Origin of the sequence: Enterocloster sp. HCN-30185, assembly GCF_037890305.1 — a bacterium.
In the GTDB taxonomy this organism is placed as follows: Bacteria; Bacillota; Clostridia; order Lachnospirales; family Lachnospiraceae; genus Enterocloster.
Map to the genome: position 1 here is coordinate 361,713 of NZ_JBBKBT010000001.1, position 24,247 is coordinate 385,959.

A 24,247-nucleotide genomic window follows, 5' to 3' on the forward strand; every position below is an offset into this window, starting at 1 on the left:
TTACTTTTTTCCATGATTCATACGGGCAGTGATAAACGAATAGACCGCTTCACGGTCTCCTCCCAGCACCCGATCCGTAAGCACATATCCATGGGTCGTATCGGAAAAGATCACCAGCATATCCGGTTTCTTTGAAATACGGCGGATCTTGTCCCATACAATATCCGTATGAGCCGTTCCCACAGTCACATGGATCCCCTTGCCGTCAATCATGATATGAGTATCCTCTTTAATCGCTGAAGCAATCTTTTTGGAACGTCTCCAGATCGCCAGGGGCTGAAGCACGGTAAACAGACTGCAGCCTAAGATCAGCATGGCCCGGTAGCCCCATCCCGCTCCTCCCCATTTTACATAGGTAAGGATAAATAAAGCCGCTGTAAATATCAGATTGCACACGCCTACCATAGATCCATACGTATAGTACATAGACAGACGCCAGTATTCTCCATTGCTGAGACGATAGGTATATTGATACATAAGCCTTCCTCCGAAGTGATTTTTAAAGCCGTCCTGATAAAGCATCAGAACGGCTTCATGATTGTTAATTATAAATGATTTCTGCTGTTATGCCAATACCTGAGGCAGCCACAGGCTGATTGCCGGTACAAATGTGATCAGAAGCAGCGTAATGATCATGCACAGGTAGAATGGAAGGGTAGCTTTTACAACCTTCTCCATTGGCAGCTTTGCAATGGCGGAACCGATGAAAAGAACGGAACCAACCGGAGGAGTCAGAAGGCCGATACCGCAGTTTAATACTACCATGATACCGAACTGAATGGGATCGATACCGATAGAGGTTGCGATCGGCAGAAGGATAGGAGTTGCGATCAGGATGATCGGAGCCATATCCATGATACAGCCTAAAACCAGAAGGATCAGGTTTAACAGCAGTGCCAGTACGATCGGATTATTGGTAAAGTTTGTAATGGCTGCTGCTGCCAGCTGAGGCACATGGAGCTGTGTCAGGCAGTAACCGAAAATACTGGAGGTTGCGATCAGGATCAGTACGATGGACAGTGTGTCGATGCAGTCGCCTAAAACTCTCCATACGCCCTTCCAGTCAAGTCCCTTGTAGATAAATACACTTACAAGAAGACTGTAGATAACAGCGATCGCTGCGGACTCAGTAGCTGTGAACACACCGCCTACTACGCCTACTACAACGATCAGAACGGCTGCCAGAGCCCAGAAGGAAACGCTGAACTGCTTTAACAGCACCTTCATGCTGAACTTGTCGCCCTTTGGATAATTGCGCTTTACAGAAATAATGTAAGAGCCGATCATCAGGGAAGCAGCTAACAGAGCGCCCGGAATATATCCTGCTAAGAACAGGCTTCCTACGGAAATACCGCCGGCTGTGGTAGCGTAGATAACCATGTTGTGGCTTGGAGGTACTAAAAGTCCCTCACAGGAAGATGTAATCGTAACTGCAGTGGAGAAATCTCCGTCATAGCCCTGGTCAACCATCATAGGGATCAGGATGGAACCTAAGGAAGCTGTATCTGCAGATGCAGAACCGGAAATACCGCCGAAGAAATAGGAAGCAACGATGTTTACCATTGCCATACCGCCGCGCATCCAGCCCACGCAGGCATTTGCCAGAGCGATCAGCTTTTCGGAAATACCGCCGGAGCCCATAAGGCATCCCATGGTGATAAAGAACGGAACAGCCATCAGGCTGAAGGAACTGATTCCCTTTACCATCTGCTGGCAGATCGTAGTCAGGTTATGTCCCTGAGCTACCAGACAGAATACGGAAGAAAGAGCAACCGCATAAGCGATGGGGAAACGCAGGAAGATCATCAGGAAAAAGCTTCCAAGTAAAACTAAAATTGCAAATGTATTCGCATCCATTATTTTGCTTCCTCCTTTACAAAGATCTTTTTCACATGATTGTAAAGAGCCTCAATCTCAAACACAACCATAGCCACTCCGGCTAAAGGAACCGGGAAGTACATCCAGAATCTGGATACCTTTGGCATACTTACATAAGTACCCTTGGAACCAATGCCGGTTGCATATTTCCAGCCCACTGTAATCATGATCACAGCCAGTACCAGTACGGCAACATCAGCAAGGATATCAAGGAAAGTTACGACCTTTTTCGGTAAGTAATTGTCAAATGCGGTCATACGGATATGAGCGCCCCTGCGGATCGCCAGTGCTGCAGAAAGCACTGCCATATAGGACATACAGGTAAGAACTACTTCTTCACTCCAGGCCGGGTCGGGAATAAAGGAAACGTAACGGCCGACAACAGACATGGATGTGATCACAATATCCGCAACCAGAAGCAGCTTGCAGATCAGCAGTACAACCTTGTATACCAGGTCATACGCCGGTTTGATCTTGTCGATTTTGTTGAAAATCTCTGGCATTTCAGATTTTCCCCCTTTTCTTTATTGTGTATTCGGATGTCTGTTAACAACATTTTAACAGGTTCCGTGATACCAAAACAGGACACAGAAAATACCCAAAACTCTCTGTGTCCTGCCAGTTACAAATTTACTGCAAGATTACTCCATATCAAGGAGCTGCTGATACAGTTCAGCCTGATCGGAAGTGTTGGACTCGATTACATCCTTACAAGCCTCTTTCCATGGAGCCTTATCCTCAACCTCAACAACGGTCACGCCGTCAGCCTTAAGCTGCTCCAGAACCTCATTCTCTTTGTTCTCAGAATTTTTACGGTTGTTAGCAGAAGCGTACTCGCCTGCCTCCATCAGGATAGCCTGCTGATCCTCAGTCAGTCCGTTCCATGCCTCGTCTGTGATAACAACCTGAACAGCGCCCAGAGTATGTCCATCCAGCATCAGGTAAGGTGCAACCTCAGGGAATGCATTGGAAGCATAGTTTGCGATCGGCTGCTCAGCAGCGTCAACAACACCTGTCTGCAGTGCGGAGTACAGCTCGTTCATGGAAACAACAGTTGCGTTAGCGCCCAGTCCGGCTACCATACCTGTCATAACAGGGTCATTGGAAACACGGATCTTTAAGCCCTTTAAGTCTTCAAGTGTGTTAGCCTCTTCCTTAAAGAAGAAGTGACGGAAGCCTTCCTCACCGTAGAACAGACCTCTTACGCCCAGGCCCTGCTCAACCGGCTCTGCTAAGAACTCATCAGCCAGATCGCTGGTTGCGAAGTTCCAGAAATGCTCACGGTCAGCAAATGTATAAGGAATGGAAAGAAGCAGAGACTTCTTTGCGCCGTAGCCATTTAATGCGAATGCGGAAATACGGGACATATCAATGGTACCGCCGCCGCCTAACATGGTATCCAGAACGTCATTCTCAGAACCCAGAACGCCGCTGGCCTGTACGTCGATTGTCATCTTTCCATCGGAAAGCTCTTCAACCTTTTCCTTGAAATCGGTAGCCATCTGGCCAACGATCGTATCCAGTGGGTTAACCTCTGCGTATACCAGAGTTACCTCAGGCATATTTGCAGTGTCATACTTGCCGGAAGCTGCTGCCTCTGCCTTGGTCTCACCCTCTGCCGCCTCAGTCTTCTCTTCTGCCTTGGTCTCCTCCTTTGCAGCCTCAGTTGCAGCCGGAGCAGCTGTCGTAGTCTCTGGTGTCTTCAGACCGCAGCCTGCCAGAGTACCTGCAGCCATTGCTGCGCAAAGTGCTGTGCTTAACCATCTTTTCTTCATGTTACACATCCTCCTCTTAATACATCATTCACGTTTTTGATATATATCTTAACGCTTTATTTATGTTGATTTCATTATATAAGGAAAAGCGCACAATGAACATGGTAAATTTTTGCGAATCGTAGTATAATTTTAACTTTCTTTATATTTTCTTTATATTTTTCCTTATCACCCATTCCGATACTCCGTCGGACTCTGTCCGGTGATCCTCTTAAATACCTTTGTAAAGTAATTGGAATCACTGTAGCCTACCGCTTTTCCCACATCCTTTATATTAAAAGTGGGCTGCTCCAAAAGCTTTTTTGCCTCAGCAATGCGGTACTCGGTGAGATAAGCAGTAAAATTCTGGTCAAAGTACTGTTTAAAAAGCTTGCAGAAATAGGGCTCTGAGTAGTTCATCCTCCGTGCCAGCTCCTGCATGGAAATGTCATACATATAATTTTCTTCAATAAACGAGCGGATCATGGCCCCTACACGGCTCATGTGATCATTATCATCCTCCGGCTGAACCGGATCTTCTTCAAAATCAGCTTCCTCCGATTCATTTTGAAAGAACTGTTCCATCTCCTTCCTCTGCCCCTGCTCTTCTACCATGCGCATGGCCTCCTCGATCACAAGCATAAGCTCATTTTCATCATATGGCTTAAGCACATAATCAATGGCCCTTACAGAAATAGCTTTCTTTGCATAGGAAAATTCATCAAAAGCTGTAAGGAAAACGATCACACAATCCTTATCTTTTTCCCTGATCTTCTCTGCTGCCTGGATCCCGTTGATCCCCGGCATCTCTATATCTAAAACAGCAATCTGGATCTTCTCCTTTTCATACAGCTCCAGTGCCTGTCTGCCGTTTTCTGCCTGATAGATCTCACACTGGCCTTCCAGATTTTTATTGAGCATTTTATACAGTACAGCCCGCTCTATCATTTCATCATCCGCTATCAACATTCGGTACATTATTTATCCCCCCTGTTATGCTTTTCCTGAGGAATGAACATCTGAATCACCGTGCCCCGTCCTTCTATGCTGGCGATCCGGAATTCTCCCTGTTTGTACATCATGTGGATACGCTTGTAAATATTTCCCAGTCCTATTCCAATCCTGGAGGTCCGGCGCTCCTTCATGGCCTCCGTGACCTCTGCCAGACGCTCCTCAGACATTCCGAGTCCCGTATCGGCTACAGAAATAACAAGCCTGTTTCCCTGTTCCCAAATCCTTACGTGAACTCTTCCGCCCTGTTCCTTCTTTGACAAACCATGAACCATGGCATTTTCCACCACAGGCTGCAGCGTAAAGGCCGGAATCATAGCCTGCTCTGCATCAACCTTAAGATCACAGCTGTAGAGAATACGGCTTCCAAAACGCATCTGCTGAATATACATATAATCCTGCACCACCTTCAGTTCCCTGGCAAGGGTTACGATCTGCTCTGAGGTCTTTAAGTTATACCGGAACAGGCTGCCCATGCTGCTGATCATCCGCTCTGTCGTAACCGCCTCCTCCAGCTTTGCCATGCATGCGATCATATTCAGAGTATTAAAGAGGAAATGGGGATTGATCTGACTTTTCAGCAGCTCCAGCCTGGCTCCGCTAAGCTGCTTTTCCATCTCTACCCTTTCGATCTCTTCCCTGTGGAGCAGTTCGGACATACGGTGATTCTCCTTTAATGTATCAATATACCCCTTTGTAGACCGTTTCATTTTGTTAAATGCCCGCACCAGTTCGCCCATTTCATCCCGGTTTTCTACAGAGGGATCTTCTCCGGTAAAATCATTTTTGGCGATTTTTCTGGCGCACTGGGCCAGAAGGACTGCCGGAGATACCAGCGCGTTGGAGAGGATTTTGGTTAAAAACATCACAAAACCCATAAAGACGGCGGAAATAGCCAGAATCAGATAGGGCATGTTATAAAATACAGGTACTTTTTCCTGATAACTGTCATTTCCTTCTTTTAAAGTGACCTGCACCAGACGTCTGGCATAGGTCTGAAGATATTCCTGCATCTTGTACACCCGGTACAGCCGTTCCACAAAATCGCTTTCCCTTACCTGTGTCTCAGCAAGCTCATCCCGATAGGCCTGATAGGTTTCATAACCATTTAAAATACTCCAGGTGCGGGCGTAGCGCTCTGTGCCAATCCGGGCATAGTCAAAGGGAAGGGAGCGGAGACAGCGCTCTGTACGGACGCAGGACAGAACATACTGATCTCTCGTATCAGGTGTGGCATCGCGGATATAATCCGCAAAGGACTCAATCTCAAGATCCAGTGCCTCCTGAAAATCATGGCAGCGGGAATTGTCATTTAAAATGGTATTGAAGCCTCCCAGCGAGAAGTTCATAATACAAATACTGAACGTAGCCGAAAGAGCCATGATCAAAATGACCATGGCTGCAAAAATACCGATCTTCTTTTTGATGGAAATCGTTAACCATATATTACGAAGCATAGATCTGTATTATAATCTGCGTTTCCTTTCTGTCTGTATCCTCGGCCCCTCCTGTGTTTTACGACTCAGTGCGTTTGAAAGATTGAGCCGTCTTTTGGGTTCTTTCCCGGCTCTTTGCCTCCACTATCTTTTTAGGTTCCTCTTTTGTAGTAGAAAGTTTTTTAGGTTCTTCCCTGGCTGTAGCCAGCTTCTTCGGCTCCTCTTTCACCACGGCTGTCTTTCTTCCGCCGGTCTCTGGCTCCTTCTTTGCGGCAGCCTCCTTAACAGAGCTTTTTGCAGCCCTCCCGGCCTTCTTTTTGCCAGCTTCCGGCGTACAGGAAAATACCAGAAAGCTCATTGGCGGGATATTGCATTCGATGGAGTTCTCTCTGTCATCCCATGGAATCTTCTTCGAGCTCTTTGCGCGGGCGTTGATCCTGCCCTGACCGCCGAATTCCCTGGCGTCACTGTTGAAGATTTCCTTATATTTGCCTGCAAACGGTACTCCCAGACGGAATTTCTCATGCTCCACATTATCAAAGTTGCAGATAAAGAGCAGCGTTTCCTTTCCGTCTTTGCTTCTGCGTACATATAAAACCATGCTTTCTTCATGATAGCTGCAGTTGATCCACTCAAATCCACTGGGGTCAAAGTCCTCCTCGTAAAGAGCCGGATGCTCCAGAACCATGTGGTTTAATGCCCTTACATAGCTCTGCATATTTTTGTGAAGAGGATACTGCAAAAGTTCCCATTCCAGAGAAGCATTTTCATTCCACTCGTCAATCTGGCCAAAGTCCTGTCCCATAAAGAGCAGCTTCTTGCCCGGATGGGACATCATAAAGCCGTACGCAGCGCGCAGATTTTCTGCTTTCTTTTCCAGAGTTTCTCCTGGCATTTTCCCCATCATGGAGCCTTTTCCGTGAACCACCTCGTCATGGGAAAATACCAGGACAAAGTTTTCACTGTAGGCATAGAGCATGGAAAAGGTAAGCCCGCCGTAATTATTTTTCCGGAAATAGGGATCGCAGCGCATATAGTTGGTGAAGTCATTCATCCAGCCCATATTCCACTTGTAGTCAAAGCCAAGACCGCCGTCCTTTGGATTGCCGGTGATCATGGGCCATGCTGTGGACTCCTCTGCGATCAGCACAGCGCCGTCTTTGCGTCCCTTAAATACGCTGTTTAAATGCTTTAAGAATTCTACGGCTTCCAGATTTTCATTTCCGCCGTACATATTGGCTACCCACTCGCCGTCATTTTTGCCGTAGTCCAGATACAGCATGGAAGCAACTGCATCCATTCGGATACCGTCTGCGTGATATTTTTCAGCCCAGAATAAGGCGTTTGCGATCAGGAAATTGGATACGCCGGGACGGCCGTAATTGTAAATCAGAGTTCCCCAGTGGGGGTGAGAACCCTGTCTGGGATCTGCGTGTTCATATACACAGGTACCGTCAAAGCAGGCCATGCCATAGGCATCTCTGGGGAAATGAGCCGGTACCCAGTCAAGGATCACCCCGATGCCGTTTTCATGCATATAATCCATAAAATACATGAAATCATCCGGGGTTCCGTATCGGCTGGTGGGCGCATAATACCCTGTCACCTGATATCCCCAGGAAGCGTCTAAGGGATGCTCCATCACCGGCATCAGTTCCACATGGGTATATCCCATATCCTTTACATAATCAGCCAGCTTTACAGCCAATTCCCGGTAATTATAGAACTCAGACCCGGCAATCACATTTCCATTTTCATCCTCTGCAAACGCCTTGCGGATCCAGGAGCCCAGATGAACTTCGTAGATATTAAACGGCTTGTCCTTTGTATCAGAAGCGGCCCTTTTTTTCATCCACTCCTGATCCTTCCACTGATAGTTTCCAATATCCCACACAATGGAGGCATTATTGGGGCGCAGCTCTGCATAGTTGGCATAGGGATCACATTTTAACATGGGTTCCCCGGCCCGCGTTTTCACCTCATACTTATAAAGGCAGCCTGGTTTTAAGCCGGGAATGAACAGCTCAAATACACTTGCATCTCCCTCCCCCAGCTTCCTCATCTGATGGCGTCTGCCGTCCCAGAGGTTAAAATCTCCTACCACGCTGACTCTCATGGCACAAGGGGCCCATACGGAAAAATATACACCCTCCACACCGTCTATTGTCATGGGATGAGCACCCATTTTCTCATAGATGTTATAGAAAATTCCCGCTTCAAACTTCTTGAGCTCCCGCTCCGTATACTGAGGGCCAAAGGCGTAAGGATCTGTAACTTCTTCCTCCGCCCCATTATCATAGGTCACTAAAAGCGTATAGGCTGTTTTCGTCTTTCTGGGAATGAGGACTGCAAAAAAGCCTGCTTCATCTGCCAGCTCCATATCATATGTCTTTCCCGTATTGGAAAGTTTTACCTTTACAGCCGAAGCCGTAGGAAACAGAGCCTGGATCAAAAGCCCCTTTTCTGTTATGTGAGATCCCAGAAGTCTGTGAGGATCTGCAGACTCCGAATAAGTCAGCTCCTCAATTCCCGCCCAATCCATCAAATCGTATAATACCTGTTCCATAAATACAGCTTCCCCCTTCTGCCGGCTACAATGTCTGAGCCCGTTCTGAAATATTTTGCCTGAAATTGATCACATCATGCTCATACTCCTCTTCCATCAGAGGAGAAGCAATCATAAAATCCGCGCTTGCTTTATTGTTTGCAATGGGAATGTCATAAACCTGTGCGATCCGAAGAAGCGCCTTCACATCCGGATCGTGAGGCTGGGCCGTGAGAGGATCGGAAAAGAAAATCACAAAATCAATCTTTCCTTCCACAATCTTGGCTCCGATCTGCTGGTCGCCGCCTAAGGGCCCGCTGTTGTATCCCTTTACCGAAAGGCCCGTATACTCTGTAATCATCCTGGCTGTGGTGCCTGTCCCGCACAGAAAATGCTTTGACAGTGCTTCCTTATGCTCCAGACACCAGTCCATCAGTTCATGCTTTTTCTGGTCGTGTGCAATCAACGCAATGTTTTTCTGTTTTCCAATGGTCATTGATAAGTAATCCATTTTCCCGGCCTCCTTTTATGCTGTGCCTGTTTCTTTTCTACTCTGAAACCCGGTTTACCAGGGTTCCTATTCCCTCAATGGAGCACTCCACCACATCCCCGGGCTTTAAAAAACGGGGCGGATCAAAGCCCATTCCCACACCGGCCGGCGTTCCTGTAGCGATAATGGTGCCTGCCTTCAGGGTCATTCCGGCAGAAAGCTCGCTTACCACATGGTCAATGCCAAATATCATAAGCTCTGTACTGCTGTCCTGGCGAAGCTCTCCGTTTACCCTGGACTGAATGGAAAACCTGGGCGGATAGGGAAATTCCTCCGCGGTAACAATACAAGGTCCCATGGGAAGAAATCCATCCAGGCTTTTGCCGAAATACCACTGCTTATGACGGGTCTGAAGGGTTCTGGCGCTCACATCATTGATCACCGTATAACCGAAAATATAATTTTTCACCTCGGAGACAGGCACATTTTTTGCGTCCTTTCCAATAATAACCGCCAGTTCAGCTTCGTAATCCAAATCCTGCACTAACTCCTTATGACTGGGGATTTCAGCGCCTGTACCCGTAGCTTCGCTGACCCGTTTTGAGAAATATACGGCAAAGGGGCGCTCTCCGCCAAAGGCCTCCTTCTTATAGCGGGCCGATTCCTCTGCATGGGCCATATAATTGATGCCCAGGCAGATCACATCCTGCACAGGATGAGGAATAGGCGCAAGAAGGATAGCCTCCTCTGCGGGAACTGCCCCTTTGATTTTATAAGGATCCTGTCCTGACACATACTCCAGAAGCTGCTTTTCAGACTCACTGATGCCCTCGATCAGCTCCTGCATGGTTTTATAATCCATATCCAGAGAGCGCAACGGATAGATCCATGTTCCATCCCTGTTTATAACGCCCAGTCTTCTCTTATGTTCAATCTCATATGTAACAAATTTCATTGACGGCCTCCTGTATTCTGCACTCACTTATTGTCTACTGTACCACATTTTTCCGATTTTTTCTACTTTTCGGCTCTGATTTCTATTTTTTCAGTCTCTTACTGCTGCGCATCCCTGAAAATCCTTCCCAGCTGTATCACCACTGTAGGAAGAAATGCAGCCATTCCTACAGCCGCCGCCTGAACCGGCATGAGATCGGATGCGGCAAAAAACATCTGCAGCCCCGGCACAAAAAGAACCGCTGCCAAAAGAATGCTCCCAAGCATAAATGCCGCCAGACTGCCCGGATTGCTGAGAAGGCCAAGCTGTATGATCGAATAGCTGCTGCGGCAGTTAAAGCCGTGAAACAGACGCGCCAGTGTAAGCGCAGAAAATGCCATGGTACAGGCCAGAGCTTCTCCCCCCTGTCTCATTCCCAGGCTCCAGGCCCACATGGTTGCTCCCGCCATCAGGCCGCCCTGAAAAAAGATCTGTCCGACAAAGCCAGGAGTCAAAATCCCTTCCTTCGGGTCTCTGGGCGGTTTCTTAAGCAGTCCATCCTCTGCCGGCTCCATCCCAATGGCGATTGCCGGGAGAGAATCGGTGATCAGGTTGATAAACAGCAGATGAACCGGAGCAAAGGGAAGGGGAAGCCCCAAAAGCGAAGTGTAAAGGACGCACAGAATCCCTGCCATATTTCCGGACAAAAGAAACTGGATGGCATTTTTAATATTGCGGTATACGTTTCTTCCATTGGCAGCAGCCTTGATAATCGTAGCAAAATTGTCATCCGCCAGAATCATGGAGGCGGCATCCTTTGACACCTCTGTTCCTCCCAGACCCATAGCAATGCCGATATCTGCTTTTTTCAGGGCGGGAGCATCATTTACCCCGTCGCCCGTCATGGCTACGATATGCCCCCGGTTCTGCCATGCTTTTACAATGCGTATTTTATGCTCCGGAGATACGCGGGCATAAACAGAAATCTGCGGCAGCTTTTTTTCCAGTTCTTCTTCTGTCATCTGATCCAGCCGGGCTCCTGTAAGCGCCAGATCTCCGGGCAAAAAAATGCCGATCCGGCCTGCTACAGCCATTGCCGTTGTCCGGTGATCTCCTGTGATCATCACCGTGCGTATTCCGGCCTGACGGGCCGCAGCCACTGCCGGGCGTGACTCCGGCCGGGGCGGATCCATCATTGCCGCAAGCCCCAGAAACACAAGGTCTGTTTCCGGATCCTCCTGCCATTTGACTCCGAACCGGCAGGCAAATGCCAAAATCCTGAGCCCCCGTAAGGACCATTCCTGATTCTGATTTAAAATCGCCGCCCGGTCGGAAGCAGAAAGCTGTCGTGACGGAACAAGATCTGCTCCGGCAGGATTTATGATCCGTGTGCAACGCTCCAGCAGCACATCCGGAGCACCCTTAACAAACATGATTTCTTCCCCCTGCACCTCATGGATGGTCGTCATTCTCTTTCTTGCAGAATCAAAGGGAATCTCCCCTTTTCTTGGACAGCACAGGCGCAGCTGTTCCGGGACTGCTCCGGCAGCCTGAACCATATGAAACAGGGCCAGCTCCACCGGATCCCCCTCCTTATCCCCAGCAGATGGAGATGTATTATTATTTAAAGCGGCTGCCATTAAAAAGAGCTTCGCATCCTTTTTTCCTGATCCCGCATACTCTTTCAGCTGATCCGTCTCCATTTCTCTTCCATTGATGTAGACCGCCTCTGTTTCCATACGGTTCTGAGTCAGTGTTCCCGTCTTATCAGAGCAGATCACAGATACGCAGCCAAGGCTTTCCACTGCCTTTAAATCCTTGATGATCGCGTGCTCCCTTGCCATTTTCTGGGTTCCCATGGCCTGGACAATGGTGACAATGGAGCTTAATGCTTCCGGGATTGCCGCCACAGCCAGAGCCACGGCAAACATCAACGCGTCCAGTACAGGTTCCTTCCGGTAAACACTGAGTCCAAAAACCAAAACACAGATTCCCATGATGCCAAGCGCCAGATGACCGGAAAAATGGTCCAGGCTAATCTGCAGGGGTGTTTTCTGTACCTCTGCCCGGTTCATCAAAGAAGCGATCGAACCGATCTCCGTATTCATTCCTGTGGCTGTAACTACTGCGGCAGCCCGCCCGGAGGTAACCAGAGAACCGGAAAATACCATATTGACCTGATCTCCGGGAGACAGCCGCTCTCCTTCCGTTCTCAGACACCCGGTATGTTTTTCTGCGCTGAGCGATTCTCCGGTAAGAGAGCTTTCATTCACCGTAAGTCCATAAACTTCCAGCAGCCGGCCATCTGCCGGTACCAGGCTTCCGGCCTCTAAAATCATCAGGTCTCCCGGCACTACGTTCGAGGAAGGAATGGTAACCGACTGTCCCTCTCTCACTACCCTGGCCTCAGGAGAGGACAGCTTTTGAAGGCTTTCCAGGGATTTTTCCGCCTTCCTGTGCTGGATCGTTCCCAACAGGGCATTTAAAAACAAAACCGTAAAAATAACCAGAGCGCTCTCCGGATCTCCTGTAGCCATGGATATCCCGGCAGCGATCATTAAGATCACTACCAGAAGATCCTTAAACTGACTTAGAAAAATCTGCCACCAGGGTACAGCCTCCCGCTCATATAGAACATTTTCCCCATATTTTTCCAGCCTGGAATGGGCCTCTGCATCGGTCAGCCCCCGGCGGCAGGAGGAAAGCTCCCTTAAAACCTCTTCCTCTGATCTGCTGTACCATTCTGTCATTCCGGCTCCCCCTTTTATACTCTGGATCTGTAAAAACCGCAACGAAAAATGCTCCCGGGACCATCCTTGAGCGGCCCCGGAAGCATCCGGTCTGTACACTCTGTTTAATTTATGAAAAAGGGAGGTCTGTTATGACATTAGCCAAATATCATGCCAAATACGACCTTCATCCCCTCGGATATGGAGGATTTTTCAATGTATTCCTCTCTGGTATGAGCGCCTTTGCCCCGGTAGCAGCCCGCGCAGACGCTGGGGATTCCCAACGACATGGGGATATTGCAGTCTGTGGAACCGGAGCCTGTCTGGGGGCGCTGCCCTGTAACCTGCGCTGCAGCCATGCAGGCCCGCTCTAAAAGAGTCCTCTGGCGCTCCGGGTCAATGCTGCCGGAGCAGGGACGAATCCCTAAAACCTCCGTTTCGATCTCCATCCCCTGCGCTCTGGCCTGTTCGATCACTTTATCAAACTGATCCTGCATATAGTCCAGATGTTCCCTCCGGTCTGAACGGAACTCATAAAGCATATGAGCCTCCTGAGCAATGGTATTAACCGATGTTCCGCCCTGGATCTGGCCTACATTAAAAGTCGTTTTTCCCTGCTTAGGAATCTGGATCCGGTACAGCGCTCCAATGATGCCTGCCAGCCTTTCAATGGCATTTTCCCGGCCGAAATCATTAAAGGAGTGTCCTCCTTTCGTGCGCACTGTGACCTTAAATCGCTTAGATCCCACAGCCTGGTCTACGATCTTATCCAGCTGGCTGTCAAAGGTACAAAAAGCTGTGATCCGACCGGCATAATCCTCGCATATGTTCCGGACGCCCTTTAGATTTCCCAGCCCTTCTTCCCCGGAATTGCATACAAACAAAAGCCCCGGGCGGTCAGAGGGATACACCTCCTCAAGGCGCCCTTCCCGGATGGACTCTGCCAGATACTTTGCCCCAAGGAGCAGGCAGACAAGACAGGCTGTATCATCCCCAATGCCCGGACAGAAGATACGGTCTCCTTCCTCTTTTAAAGGCAGCTCCTCCTCATCAGGAAATACCACATCCGTATGGGCCATATAGACCTCCAGGCCATTTTTTTCACGGATCACGGCCGGCCAGACAACATTTAATGCCTCATCTATATATACCCCTTCTGCCCCCTGCTCTTTTAACCACCGGGAACAGAATTCCGCCCGTTTTTCCTCATGGTTTGAGGGCGCAGGAATCCTGGCAATAGTTCTTAAAAGTTCCAGGGCCTCCTCCTCATGTTCTCTGATAAACACTTTCATTGACTCACTGAGCATCTTTTTTTCCTTCTTTCTCCCGGACCGTTTTTTCAGGCAGAACCTCCGGGTTCTCCATAAATACACAGACTGCCCGCGCTCCGATCATAACCTTTTTCTGATCCTTTAATACAGGGCCTTTTCCCTCCGGCCAGAAACCGTTTACACTGTCCTCGGCTGTATTGAAAACCATCTGCCATGCCCTTCCTTTGGGGAGATTCGGCAGCGCAAATTCATGTGGCTCCCAGTGCATATTATAGGCTGTATAAAAGCTGGTTTTTTCTGTATCCTCTGAATAATCGCCGCAGTAAAATGCGCCGAACTGACGGCTGCACCGATCAAATTCCGGCTGCCATGCCTTCTCTCCGTGATAGGACAGATCCGGCAGTCCCAGCCCCCGGTAATCCATCAGTCTGGGTTCTTTCGCCATATGGAACAAATCATGGGACTTTCTGAATGAGATCACCTGTTTTACAAAGGCAAATAGATCCTTATTACGCCGTATAAGCCCCCAGTTCAGCCAGGAAATTTCATTGTCCTGACAGTAGGAATTGTTATTTCCCTGTTTGGTCTGCCCAAACTCATCACCAGATAGAAGAAGGGGCGTTCCCTGGCTTAAAAACAGAAGAAGCAGGGCATTCTTTAACTGACGAAGCCGCAGACTGAGAACTTTTTTCTTTCTCACCGGCCCCTCTGCCCCGCAGTTCCAGGACTGATTCTGGTCTGAGCCGTCCTGATTATCTTCCCCATTGTCCTCATTATGCTTTTCGTTATAGGAAACCATGTCCATCATGGTAAAGCCGTTTACATTTGCCATGTAATTGATGACTCCCATATGATCCGGATTGTGGCAGATATGGTAGGACAGCGCACTTAACATCCCCTCATCGCCCTTTAAAAAGCGTCTCATATCCATCATAAAGCCGGAATTATACTCACAGATGCGGCGGGAATCCCCCTCCTTCCAGCCTTCTCCCCACAGCTTTAAATTCTTTAAATAAGGGTCTTCCGCCAGCAGGGAAAGAGGTGCAAAACCTACCAGATGAACGCCGTCTACATGGTATTCCATCGCCCAGAAGCGCACCACATCCAGCACATATCCCGGCGCTTCACTTCCGTCAAAATACAGTTCGATCACCAGTTCAATCCCTGCATGGTGAAGAGCCTTTACCATCCGTTTAAACTCTGCCGACGGATCCCCGGATGAACAATAGGAGGCCTTGGGAGCAAAATAAAAGCCGCTGCAGTAGCCCCAGTAATTAAGCTTTACAGGCTCTGTATGAGAATGCCTTTCTTCCTGATCTTCTCTCCGCATCCCCTGGGGAAGACCGAAAATTTCGGATTTTTCCGGAAAGATAATTTCATTAAATTCCACCGGAGGCATCATTTCCAACGTGGTAATCCCCAGCTCTTTAAGATAGGAAATCTTTTCAATTACTCCTTCAAAGGTTCCCCTCTTTTCTGGACTCAGACCAGAAGAAGCATGCTTTGTAAAACCTCTGGGATGGATCTTGTAAATGATGCAGTCCTGAGCAGGAACAGCCGGAAGACGGTCATCTTCCCAGTCAAAATCCGCACCTTTTTTCGGAAATACTGTATGGATCCCGCCTGTTCCCCGTTCTTTATGGCCCCAGCGTCCGCAGCCTGCAAACTGCCGTCCAAAAGGATCTGCTGCCTCCTTTCCATCCTCCTCAAAGGCGTATTCCAGACCCTCAAACTCTCCCTTTACGGTCATAAAGTGTACATTTCCCATCCGTCCCTCATGGGGGAAGGGGATTCTGGCGACAGGCTGCCTGCTCCCTTTTTTGAAGAGAAGCAGCCCGCAGCTTTCTGCCTCCGAAATAAAACACACATCAAAGCCATCCCCATTCGCCGCCACACCAGGCGGATAGATCCGGCTTTTGTCTGCCACCGCAATATAATCCTGTTTCATCTATATACCGCCTTTCACTGAATTCATACTCTACTGCTCTGCAATCTTTGCAGCCAGCTCTTCCAGATACATCCACCGCTCCATCTTCTCCTCTAAAGCGGCTTCCGCCTCCTCCTTCTCTGCCATGAGCTGGTTCAATTTTACAAAATCATGGGCTGAAGCCTGGATTTCCTGTTCCAGAGAGGAAATCCTCTCCTCCAGGTCTGCCATCTCACCTTCGATGGTTTCATAGTCCCTCTGCTCCTTATAGCTGAATTTCAGCTTCTGGGGGCCGCGGGTGCGCTGGGTTTTTCCGTTTGTACGGACTTCGGTTTTCCCTTCCTGTCCGCCTCCCGGCTGTCCTCCTTCTGCTTCTGCCCTTTTTAGGCAGGCATTCTGATAATCCGTATACCCGCCTTCATACTGCTGTACCCTTCCATCGCCCTCAAAGGCAAACATCCTGTTTACAACGCGGTCCAGGAAATACCGGTCATGGGATACGGTAATCACAATCCCCGGGAAGGTGTCCAGATAATCCTCCAGGATCACCAGCGTCTGAATGTCCAGGTCATTGGTAGGCTCGTCCAGAAGGATCACATTGGGCGCTTCCATCAGGATACGGAGCAGGTACAGCCTGCGCTTCTCCCCTCCGGAGAGCTTTCCGATCACCGTATACTGAACACTGGACGGAAATAAAAACCGCTCCAGCATCTGGCTGGCGCTGATGCTTCCATCTTTTGTTTTCACATATTCTGCAGCGTTTTTAATATAATCAATGACGCGCAGGCTCTCGTCCATGGCTTCATTTTCCTGGGAAAAATAACCCAGCTTTACCGTCTGTCCGATTTCTGTTGTACCGGAATCCGGCTGTACCCAGCCTGCAATGATCTTCATCAGAGTAGACTTTCCGCTTCCGTTGGGGCCGATAATTCCCACACGGTCATTTTTCAGGAAAATATAGGTGAAATCCTTTAAGAGCACCTTATCTCCGTAGGACTTGGAAATATCCTTCAGCTCTACCGTAGTCCGTCCCAGACGGCTGGCAATGGACTCTAACTGTACATTTCTGTCATACTGGGGCCCCTCCTGGTCACGCAACGCCTCATAGCGCTGGATATGGGCCTTCTGCTTGGTTGAACGGGCTCTGGCCCCTCTCTGCATCCAGGCAATCTCTGTCCTTAAAATGGACTGGCGCTTGCGCTCTGTGGCCTCTGCCATCTCTATCCGCTCTGCTTTAAGTTCCAGGTATTTTTCGTATCCTCCCTGATAGCTGTAGAGCTTTCCCTTGTCCAGCTCCACGATCCGGCTGGTCACACTGTCCAGAAAATACCGGTCATGGGTGATCATCAAAAGAGCGCCCTTAAAGGCCTTTAAATATGCCTCCAGCCACTCTGCCATGCCGCTGTCCAGATGGTTGGTCGGCTCGTCCAGGATCAGCAGGTCTGCCGTACTTAAAAGAACGCTGGCTAAAGCCACCCTTTTTCTCTGACCGCCGGAAAGGGTATCTATCTTTGCCTCGCAGTCCGGCACCTCCAGACGGTTTAACATAGAGCGGGCCGCTGCCTTTAACTCCTCCTTTGAGGAAAAATGAGGCTCATTTTCATTTTCACGCACAATGGCCTCCAGCACGGTTTCTCCATCCTGAAATTCCGGGATCTGGGGCAGATACCGGATATACAGGCTGCGTCCCTTCACCACCGAACCCTCATCCGGCTCCTCCAAGCCTGCCGCAATCCGAAGGAGCGTGGACTTTCCGGTTCCGTTGATTCCGATCAGGCCGACCTTTTCCCCCTCATTGATGGAAAATGCCGTATCGTCAAACAGCAGACGTTCGGTATATGATTTCGTTAAATGCTCAATGGTAAGAAGATTCATGGATCCGTTTCCTTTCCCTCATTTGCTATTCAATCACCAGTTCTACCGGACAATGGTCCGAGCCAAATACCTCTGTATGGATTCCTGCGCTTACCAGACGGTCCTTTAAGGCCTCGCTGGTACAGAAATAGTCGATGCGCCACCCGGCATTCTTCTCTCTGGCCTTAAAACGGTAGGACCACCAGGAATACACGCCCTCTGTATCCGGATTAAAATAACGCCAGGTATCAATAAAGCCGGCATCCAGAAGCTCTGTAAATTTTCCCCGCTCCTCATCGGTAAAACCGGCATTTTTCCGGTTAGTTTTGGGATTTTTCAGGTCAATCTCTTTGTGGGCCACATTCAGATCCCCGCAGAAAATCACCGGCTTTTTCTCCTCCAGCTGCTTCAGATAGGCTAAAAATGCTGCTTCCCATTCCATGCGGTAATCCAGCCTTGCAAGGCCGTCCTGAGAATTGGGAGTATAGCAGGTGACAACGTAATAATCGCCAAATTCAGCCGTGATCACACGGCCCTCATGGTCATGCTCCTCAATCCCCAGTCCGTATGATACAGAAACCGGCTCCTCCTTACAGAATAAAGCCGTTCCGGAATACCCCTTCTTCTCTGCATAATTCCAATACTGAAAATACCCCGGAAGCTCAAGGTCAATCTGTCCCTCCTGAAGCTTGCTCTCCTGAATACAGAATACATCTGCATCCGCCTCCTTAAAAAAGTCCAGGAACCCTTTTCCCACACAGGCCCGCAGGCCGTTTACATTCCATGAAATCAGTTTTTTCATACAGAACTCCTTTCCTGATCCAAAAAGCCCTACTGCGGATACTCCAGTCTGGATTCCGGATAGCTGTCAATCTGTTCCAGCACCTTTAAGTATCTTGCAGCCAGATACTTTGCCATCCCCAGATTCATATCCAGATAATTGCCGCAGTCCCTTGCAGAAGCCCCAGGCACCTCACCCTCAAAATCCCGGATAAAGGCAAATAGCTCCACCATCAGAGGCAGAATCTCCCTTGAAGCCAGATTGCCTGCCAGAAGCAGATAAAAACCGGTACGGCAGCCCATAGGACCAAAGTAAATGGTACGGCTTCCATACTCCTTATGGTTTCTTAAAAAGGTAGCTGCCAGATGCTCAATGGTATGCATCTCCGCCGTATTCATCACCGGTTCCTCATTGGGAGAGGTCATACGCAGGTCAAAGGTCGTAATCACCTGATTCCCTACCTGATCCTTTCTTGAAACATATACCCCCGGCTGAAGCCGGATATGGTCGATGGTAAAACTTGCAATTTTTTCCATTTTGAATCTTCTCCTTTTCTTCATTGTCTCGCTGCCTGCGGTGTGCACTGCACACCACAAACCGCCTCTTCTTCCATCCGAAAAGGCAGGACCCTTTGTCCAGATCCTGCCTCCGTCTTGTGCCAAAACGCACCTTATAATCAATCATCCTGCTCGTCGCTTTCAGCAACGGTAAATGTAAATCTCTTTCTAGCCATCTCATCGCTTTCCAGATACTCATCATATGTGGTGATCTTGTCAATGAGCTTTCCATTGATGATTTCCATGATGCGGTTGGCTGTTGTCTGTACGATCTGATGGTCACGGGAGGAGAAGATCATCACACCCGGGAACTTGATCATACCACGGTTTAACGCATCAATAGACTCCATATCCAGGTGGTCTGTAGGCTCGTCAAGCATCAGTACATTTGCACCGGAAATCATCAGCTTGGACAGCATACAGCGAACCTTCTCGCCTCCAGAAAGAACCTTTACCTTCTTTACACCATCCTCGCCCGCAAAAAGCATACGGCCCAGGAAACCACGCACATATGTTACATCCTTTTCAGGAGAATACTGGGTCAGCCACTCTACGATAGTATCGTCATTTGCAAACTCAGCGGAGTTGTCCTTGGGAAAATAAGACTGGGTAGTTGTCAGACCCCACTTATAGCTTCCCTCGTCGGGTTCCATCTCACCTGCAAGAATCTTAAAGAGAACGGTCTTTGCACGCTCGTTTGGCCCTACCAGAGCAACCTTGTCCTCTCTTCCCAGAATAAAGGAAATGTCGTCAAGAATCTTCTCGCCGTCAATGGTCTTGCTTAAATGCTCTACGGTCAGAACCTCATTTCCGATCTCACGGGAGGGACGGAAGTCAATGTAAGGATACTTTCTGCTGGATGGCTTAATATCGTCCAGCTCGATCTTTTCCAGGGCGCGCTTACGGGAGGTTGCCTGCTTGGACTTGGAAGCATTTGCAGAGAAACGCTGGATGAACTCCTGCAGCTCCTTAATTTTCTCTTCCTTCTTCCGGTTGGCTTCCTTCATCTGCTTGATGATCAGCTGGCTGGACTCTACCCAGAAATCGTAGTTTCCGGCATACAGCTGAATCTTGCCATAGTCGATATCTGCAATCTGTGTGCAGACCTTATTTAAGAAATAACGGTCATGGGATACCACGATAACGGTATTTTCAAAGTTAATCAGAAACTCTTCCAGCCATGCAATGGCGTCCAGATCCAGGTGGTTGGTAGGCTCGTCCAGAAGCAGGATGTCAGGATTTCCGAATAATGCCTGTGCAAGAAGCACCTTTACCTTCTGTGCGCCCAGAAGATTTCCCATCTGGGAATAGTGGAGCTCAGGGCCGATGCCAAGGCCGTTTAACAGGCTCTCTGCATCAGACTCTGCTTCCCAGCCGTTCATGGTGGCAAACTCGCCTTCCAGCTCTGCCGCCTTGATGCCGTCCTCGTCTGTGAAGTCCTCCTTCATGTAGATGGCTTCTTTTTCCTTCATAATCTGGTACAGTCTGGCATTTCCCATGATAACCGTATCAAGCACTGTATACTCGTCATATTTGAAATGATCCTGCTGTAAGAAGGAAAGTCTCTGTCCCGGTGTAATGGCAATCTCACCGCTGGTCGGCTCTAACTGGCCGGACAGAATCTTTAAAAATGTAGACTTTCCCGCACCGTTTGCACCGATCAGTCCATAGCAGTTACCCTCGGTGAATTTGATATTCACTTCCTCAAACAATGCCTTCTTGCCTACGCGAAGGGAGATATTATTTGCACTAATCATGTCTCTTACCTTTCTTTGGAATCTTATTTTTATCGTTCCTCGTCAAAAGAGGGGTCAGAATCTGGCCCCTCTTTTTATGTTTCTCTCAATATCAGATTGTACAGGGAAAACAGGGTTTTTGCAAGGGGATTTTCGGAAAAAATAGGACATTTTGCATCTCCCTACTGTCCCTTCACAATCTCCACTGGAAAATTCATCCCCTCAGAGGTCACATACGTCACCCGGACCGGATCTCCGCTGTCCTCTGACAGCGCACCGTCCTCTATGGGGCAGTTATCCTTTAAAAAGCTCAGTTCTCTTCCGTCCGCTGTTTTCATCGCAAAGGAACTCATGGCATTAGCCGTGGTGGTTCCTTCCTCTGTGGAAATCGTCCACTCTTCCTGCTCCGGCAGGGCCACTACCAGATCCGCATCCTCCAGTTTTCCAAGCGGCTCGCCAATATAGGCAATGGCAATCTGGATATCCTCTGCAATCTCCGTCTCTACATCCCGGATATCGCTTAGGGAAATCTCATACTCTTTCCCATCATCTGCCAGAAGCGTAAAGGCAGAACCATCTTCTTTTTCCTCAATCACTGTTCCCTGAAGCATATGATAGCGCCCGGCTTCTGCTGGTTCCTCTGTCTGTGCCGGGGTTGTCTCTGTCTCAGAGGATGCCTCCGATTCTGTGGCTGTCTCTGTCTGCGGAACCGATGAAGACGGCATCTCATCCTGATTTTTGCTGCATCCCGAAGCAAGAAGAACTCCTGCCATCACTGCCACAGCTGTCATATATACCTGTTTTCTCATATTTTTACCTCCGATCTTCCGTCAAAAAACAAAATTTCCATACTTTTACCCAGATGTTACCATCCCTGTCTGAAAAATACAAGAAGTTTTCCCTTACAGTTTCTTAATATTATGCACGGAACGCGCCTATTCCTCAACAAAAACAGACAGCGCCGGAGGATGCTTTTCTCCTCAGGCACTGCCTGCCATTTATTTTCTCTATCAAATCGTTCCATATCTCCCCAGAAAGCTCTGCGTCCGCTCATTATCTGAGGAAAATACCTCCTCTGGTGTTCCCTCTTCCACGATCACCCCTCCGGCCATAAAGACGACCCTGTGGGAAATATCTCTGGCAAAGGCCATCTCATGTGTTACGATCACCATGGCAATATGGAGATCTGCCAGGGAGCGGATCACCTTCAACACCTCTCCCGTAAGCTCCGGATCGAGAGCTGAGGTAGGCTCATCAAAAAACAGGATCCTGGGCTTTAAGGCCAGGGCTCTTGCGATAGCAACCCTCTGGCACTGACCGCCGGAAAGCTGGTATGGATAGGCGTCTTCTTTATCTTCAAGTCCCATCTTTTTTAACAGCTCTCTGGCTTCTGAATAGACCTCCTCCTTATTGCGCTTCTGTACATGGATCGGCGCATCTGTGATATTTTTCATCACCGAAAAATGAGGAAACAGATTAAAATTCTGAAATACCAGACCATACTGGCTGCGGATTTCCTTTAATTCTGCAGGAGATGCATACTGAATGGAACCGGAATCATTTCCCCATACCGCCTTTTTTCCCAAATAAACCACCTCGCCCCGATCCATGGTTTCCAGCATGGTGGCACAGCGCAGGAGGGTTGATTTGCCGGAGCCTGAAGGGCCGATGATGGAAACGATCTCCCCGTCCTCCACGCTCATTGATATATCCTTTAATACCTTCAGATCGCCGAAGGACTTTTCCACATGATTTAATTCCAAAAGCTTCATTTTCCACATCCTCCTGTTTCTAACGGTAATACTCCAGCTTTTTTTCCATCCATTCCATGGTGCAGGCCACAATCAGATTGAAGATGTAATAGAAAAGGCCGGCTGCCACAAAGGGAATCATACTGGTCTGAGAGGATGCCAGCGCCTTTGCAACTGAAAACATCTCCACTACGCTTAGGGTAAACGCCAGCGACGTGTCTTTTACCAAGGTAATCACCTCATTGGTAATCGAGGGGAGGATCCGCTTGATCACCTGAGGCAGAATGATCTTAAAAAAGGTCTGGAACCGGCTGTAGCCCAGGATATAGGCCGCCTCATACTGTCCCTGAGGCATGGACTGAATGCCGCTGCGGTAAATTTCCGCAAAATAGGCGGCATAGTTAATCACAAACCCGATAAAGGTAGCCCAAAGACGGTAGCCGCTTCCTACACGGATGCCGAAAAGATAGTAAGGGCCAAAATAAACCACCATGAGCTGCAGCATCAGGGGCGTTCCCCTCATAATAGAAATGTAAACCTTAACCAGATTTCTGAGGAAACCGTTTTTCGTCATACGGCCAAAAGCCACTATGAGACCCAAAGGCAGAGAAAATACAAGCGTAACCACAAATATCTGTATGCTGGTTCCCATGCCTCCTGCTAACTGTGCAACCATCTGGGAAAGTGTCATTTTACCCATTTTAAACTACCTGCTTTCATTTTCCAATTGTCGTAATGTCCTTGCCAAACCATTTTTCAGAGATGGTCTTTAAGGTGCCGTCCGCAGCCATCTCCTCCAATGCGCCCTGGACTTTATCCTTTAACTCTGTGTTTCCCTTCTTAAAGCCGATCGCATACTCCTCTGCCGCCAGCGAATCCTCCAGTATAACAAAATCTGCGTTTCTCTGGCTGATCTGATATCCGGCCACAACTACATCCATGGCAATGGCGTCTACTGCGCCCTGCTCCAGATCCATAAAGGCTGTGTTGTAATCTGCGGTAGTAAGAAGCTGTGCAAAGGTGGCTGTCAGATCAGGAACCTCCTTTAAGGCTGCTTCCGCGGAGGAATCCACCTGACACTCCACTACCTTTCCTGCAAGGTCTGCCTGGCTTTTAATTCCGGAATCCCCTGCCACTACAAACACCTGAGAATTTTCCATGTAGGGCTCGCTCCATGTATATCCGTCCTCCCGGCCGGTCATGGTAAAGCCATTCCAGATACAGTCAATATTTCCCGACTCCAGTTCCATATCCTTTGCATCCCATGCGATAGGCTGGGGCTTATACTCCAGACCCAGGCGCTTTGCAGCCTCCTGTGCCAGCTCCAGGTCAAAGCCTGTATACTCGCCATCATCTCCCATAAATCCCATCGGCGGGAAATCCTGATCAAATCCCACGATCAGGGTACCGCCTTCTGCCTTTGTTTCTCCTTCTGCTTCAGCGGCTTTTTCTGTGGTCTCTGCTGCCTCTGTTTTTGCTTCTGTGGATTCAGCCTTTGTCTCAGCCGGTGCAGATACGGCTCCACCGGAGCAGGCTGCCAGTGACATGGTCATTATAGATACAAGTGCGGCACATACAACTCTTTTTTTCATA

General features: G+C 48.8%; 20 protein-coding genes. All 20 read right to left on the reverse strand.

Translation table 11 applies throughout. The features are described from left to right. The 20 genes from WKT10_RS01670 to WKT10_RS01765 all read right to left on the reverse strand — a co-directional run bounded on the left by WKT10_RS01670 (window position 1) and on the right by WKT10_RS01765 (window position 24,246). Complete coding sequence (locus WKT10_RS01670; protein WP_242962942.1) at window positions 1–477, reverse strand: YcxB family protein; 477 nt, start codon at window positions 475–477, stop codon at window positions 1–3. Between the two features lie 87 nt (window positions 478–564). Next, complete coding sequence (locus WKT10_RS01675) at window positions 565–1,857, reverse strand: TRAP transporter large permease (protein WP_340275025.1); 1,293 nt, start codon at window positions 1,855–1,857, stop codon at window positions 565–567. Further along, window positions 1,857–2,381 carry a TRAP transporter small permease gene (locus WKT10_RS01680; protein WP_337434154.1) on the reverse strand — a complete coding sequence of 175 codons (525 nt, stop codon included), beginning with the start codon at window positions 2,379–2,381 and terminating at the stop codon, window positions 1,857–1,859. Before WKT10_RS01680 ends, WKT10_RS01675 begins: the two co-directional genes overlap by 1 nt. A 138-nt stretch (window positions 2,382–2,519) precedes the next feature. Continuing rightward, complete coding sequence (locus WKT10_RS01685; RefSeq protein WP_340275028.1) at window positions 2,520–3,653, reverse strand: TRAP transporter substrate-binding protein; 1,134 nt, start codon at window positions 3,651–3,653, stop codon at window positions 2,520–2,522. 168 nt (window positions 3,654–3,821) lie between these two features. Then, the gene (locus WKT10_RS01690) at window positions 3,822–4,610 is read right to left on the reverse strand and encodes a response regulator transcription factor (protein ID WP_337434156.1); all 789 of its coding nucleotides are present in this window, start codon (window positions 4,608–4,610) and stop codon (window positions 3,822–3,824) included. Beyond that, a complete protein-coding gene (locus WKT10_RS01695) occupies window positions 4,610–6,100 on the reverse strand; it encodes a sensor histidine kinase (protein WP_340275030.1) in 1,491 nt (496 codons plus the stop codon). The genes WKT10_RS01690 and WKT10_RS01695 overlap by 1 nt, the downstream gene beginning before the upstream one ends. A 58-nt stretch (window positions 6,101–6,158) precedes the next feature. Next, window positions 6,159–8,645: a 1,4-alpha-glucan branching protein GlgB gene (gene glgB / locus WKT10_RS01700; RefSeq protein ID WP_340275032.1), complete on the reverse strand. Its 2,487-nt coding sequence runs from the start codon at window positions 8,643–8,645 to the stop codon at window positions 6,159–6,161. A gap of 25 nt (window positions 8,646–8,670) precedes the next feature. Continuing rightward, entirely contained in the window at window positions 8,671–9,135 is a 465-nt protein-coding gene (locus WKT10_RS01705) for a methylglyoxal synthase (protein ID WP_066544843.1), read from the reverse strand. 37 nt (window positions 9,136–9,172) lie between these two features. Beyond that, complete coding sequence (locus WKT10_RS01710) at window positions 9,173–10,069, reverse strand: fumarylacetoacetate hydrolase family protein (protein WP_340275034.1); 897 nt, start codon at window positions 10,067–10,069, stop codon at window positions 9,173–9,175. 98 nt (window positions 10,070–10,167) lie between these two features. Continuing rightward, entirely contained in the window at window positions 10,168–12,798 is a 2,631-nt protein-coding gene (locus tag WKT10_RS01715) for a cation-translocating P-type ATPase (RefSeq protein ID WP_340275036.1), read from the reverse strand. Window positions 12,799–12,935: 137 nt separating this feature from the next. After that, window positions 12,936–14,084, reverse strand: a complete 1,149-nt coding sequence (locus WKT10_RS01720; RefSeq protein WP_445292984.1) for a M20/M25/M40 family metallo-hydrolase — start codon at window positions 14,082–14,084, stop codon at window positions 12,936–12,938. Then, on the reverse strand, window positions 14,074–15,996 hold the full coding sequence (locus WKT10_RS01725) for an alpha-amylase (RefSeq protein ID WP_340275038.1): 1,923 nt from the start codon (window positions 15,994–15,996) through the stop codon (window positions 14,074–14,076). Before WKT10_RS01725 ends, WKT10_RS01720 begins: the two co-directional genes overlap by 11 nt. 30 nt (window positions 15,997–16,026) lie before the next feature. Continuing rightward, window positions 16,027–17,850, reverse strand: a complete 1,824-nt coding sequence (locus tag WKT10_RS01730) for an ABC-F family ATP-binding cassette domain-containing protein (protein WP_340275040.1) — start codon at window positions 17,848–17,850, stop codon at window positions 16,027–16,029. A 25-nt stretch (window positions 17,851–17,875) separates the two neighbouring features. Beyond that, window positions 17,876–18,631 carry an exodeoxyribonuclease III gene (locus WKT10_RS01735; RefSeq protein WP_340275042.1) on the reverse strand — a complete coding sequence of 252 codons (756 nt, stop codon included), beginning with the start codon at window positions 18,629–18,631 and terminating at the stop codon, window positions 17,876–17,878. Between the two features lie 29 nt (window positions 18,632–18,660). After that, window positions 18,661–19,146 (reverse strand): S-ribosylhomocysteine lyase, encoded by a 486-nt coding sequence (locus tag WKT10_RS01740; protein ID WP_066544852.1) that lies wholly within the window; start codon window positions 19,144–19,146, stop codon window positions 18,661–18,663. A 140-nt stretch (window positions 19,147–19,286) separates the two neighbouring features. Beyond that, window positions 19,287–20,924: an ABC-F family ATP-binding cassette domain-containing protein gene (locus tag WKT10_RS01745; RefSeq protein ID WP_296036514.1), complete on the reverse strand. Its 1,638-nt coding sequence runs from the start codon at window positions 20,922–20,924 to the stop codon at window positions 19,287–19,289. 161 nt (window positions 20,925–21,085) lie between these two features. Continuing rightward, on the reverse strand, window positions 21,086–21,712 hold the full coding sequence (locus WKT10_RS01750) for a hypothetical protein (RefSeq protein ID WP_066544855.1): 627 nt from the start codon (window positions 21,710–21,712) through the stop codon (window positions 21,086–21,088). Between the two features lie 201 nt (window positions 21,713–21,913). Continuing rightward, window positions 21,914–22,675: an amino acid ABC transporter ATP-binding protein gene (locus WKT10_RS01755; protein ID WP_066544856.1), complete on the reverse strand. Its 762-nt coding sequence runs from the start codon at window positions 22,673–22,675 to the stop codon at window positions 21,914–21,916. A 19-nt stretch (window positions 22,676–22,694) separates the two neighbouring features. Beyond that, window positions 22,695–23,354: an amino acid ABC transporter permease gene (locus WKT10_RS01760; RefSeq protein ID WP_066544862.1), complete on the reverse strand. Its 660-nt coding sequence runs from the start codon at window positions 23,352–23,354 to the stop codon at window positions 22,695–22,697. 16 nt (window positions 23,355–23,370) lie between these two features. Continuing rightward, complete coding sequence (locus tag WKT10_RS01765) at window positions 23,371–24,246, reverse strand: amino acid ABC transporter substrate-binding protein (RefSeq protein ID WP_340275051.1); 876 nt, start codon at window positions 24,244–24,246, stop codon at window positions 23,371–23,373. Window position 24,247: the final 1 nt, after the last annotated feature.

What these genes read in the sequence shown, in the direction of transcription:
- WKT10_RS01690 (WP_337434156.1), bottom strand. Translation starts at nt 4,610, where the DNA reads ATGTACCGAATGTTGATAGCGGATGATGAAATGATAGAGCGGGCTGTA.
- WKT10_RS01675 (WP_340275025.1), bottom strand. Translation starts at nt 1,857, where the DNA reads ATGGATGCGAATACATTTGCAATTTTAGTTTTACTTGGAAGCTTTTTC.
- WKT10_RS01745 (WP_296036514.1), bottom strand. Translation starts at nt 20,924, where the DNA reads ATGATTAGTGCAAATAATATCTCCCTTCGCGTAGGCAAGAAGGCATTG.
- WKT10_RS01750 (WP_066544855.1), bottom strand. Translation starts at nt 21,712, where the DNA reads ATGAGAAAACAGGTATATATGACAGCTGTGGCAGTGATGGCAGGAGTT.
- WKT10_RS01755 (WP_066544856.1), bottom strand. Translation starts at nt 22,675, where the DNA reads ATGAAGCTTTTGGAATTAAATCATGTGGAAAAGTCCTTCGGCGATCTG.
- WKT10_RS01765 (WP_340275051.1), bottom strand. Translation starts at nt 24,246, where the DNA reads ATGAAAAAAAGAGTTGTATGTGCCGCACTTGTATCTATAATGACCATG.
- WKT10_RS01705 (WP_066544843.1), bottom strand. Translation starts at nt 9,135, where the DNA reads ATGGATTACTTATCAATGACCATTGGAAAACAGAAAAACATTGCGTTG.
- WKT10_RS01680 (WP_337434154.1), bottom strand. Translation starts at nt 2,381, where the DNA reads ATGCCAGAGATTTTCAACAAAATCGACAAGATCAAACCGGCGTATGAC.
- WKT10_RS01685 (WP_340275028.1), bottom strand. Translation starts at nt 3,653, where the DNA reads ATGAAGAAAAGATGGTTAAGCACAGCACTTTGCGCAGCAATGGCTGCA.
- WKT10_RS01710 (WP_340275034.1), bottom strand. Translation starts at nt 10,069, where the DNA reads ATGAAATTTGTTACATATGAGATTGAACATAAGAGAAGACTGGGCGTT.
- WKT10_RS01725 (WP_340275038.1), bottom strand. Translation starts at nt 15,996, where the DNA reads ATGAAACAGGATTATATTGCGGTGGCAGACAAAAGCCGGATCTATCCG.
- WKT10_RS01740 (WP_066544852.1), bottom strand. Translation starts at nt 19,146, where the DNA reads ATGGAAAAAATTGCAAGTTTTACCATCGACCATATCCGGCTTCAGCCG.
- WKT10_RS01670 (WP_242962942.1), bottom strand. Translation starts at nt 477, where the DNA reads ATGTATCAATATACCTATCGTCTCAGCAATGGAGAATACTGGCGTCTG.
- WKT10_RS01720 (WP_445292984.1), bottom strand. Translation starts at nt 14,084, where the DNA reads ATGCTCAGTGAGTCAATGAAAGTGTTTATCAGAGAACATGAGGAGGAG.
- WKT10_RS01715 (WP_340275036.1), bottom strand. Translation starts at nt 12,798, where the DNA reads ATGACAGAATGGTACAGCAGATCAGAGGAAGAGGTTTTAAGGGAGCTT.
- WKT10_RS01735 (WP_340275042.1), bottom strand. Translation starts at nt 18,631, where the DNA reads ATGAAAAAACTGATTTCATGGAATGTAAACGGCCTGCGGGCCTGTGTG.
- glgB (WP_340275032.1), bottom strand. Translation starts at nt 8,645, where the DNA reads ATGGAACAGGTATTATACGATTTGATGGATTGGGCGGGAATTGAGGAG.
- WKT10_RS01760 (WP_066544862.1), bottom strand. Translation starts at nt 23,354, where the DNA reads ATGGGTAAAATGACACTTTCCCAGATGGTTGCACAGTTAGCAGGAGGC.
- WKT10_RS01730 (WP_340275040.1), bottom strand. Translation starts at nt 17,850, where the DNA reads ATGAATCTTCTTACCATTGAGCATTTAACGAAATCATATACCGAACGT.
- WKT10_RS01695 (WP_340275030.1), bottom strand. Translation starts at nt 6,100, where the DNA reads ATGCTTCGTAATATATGGTTAACGATTTCCATCAAAAAGAAGATCGGT.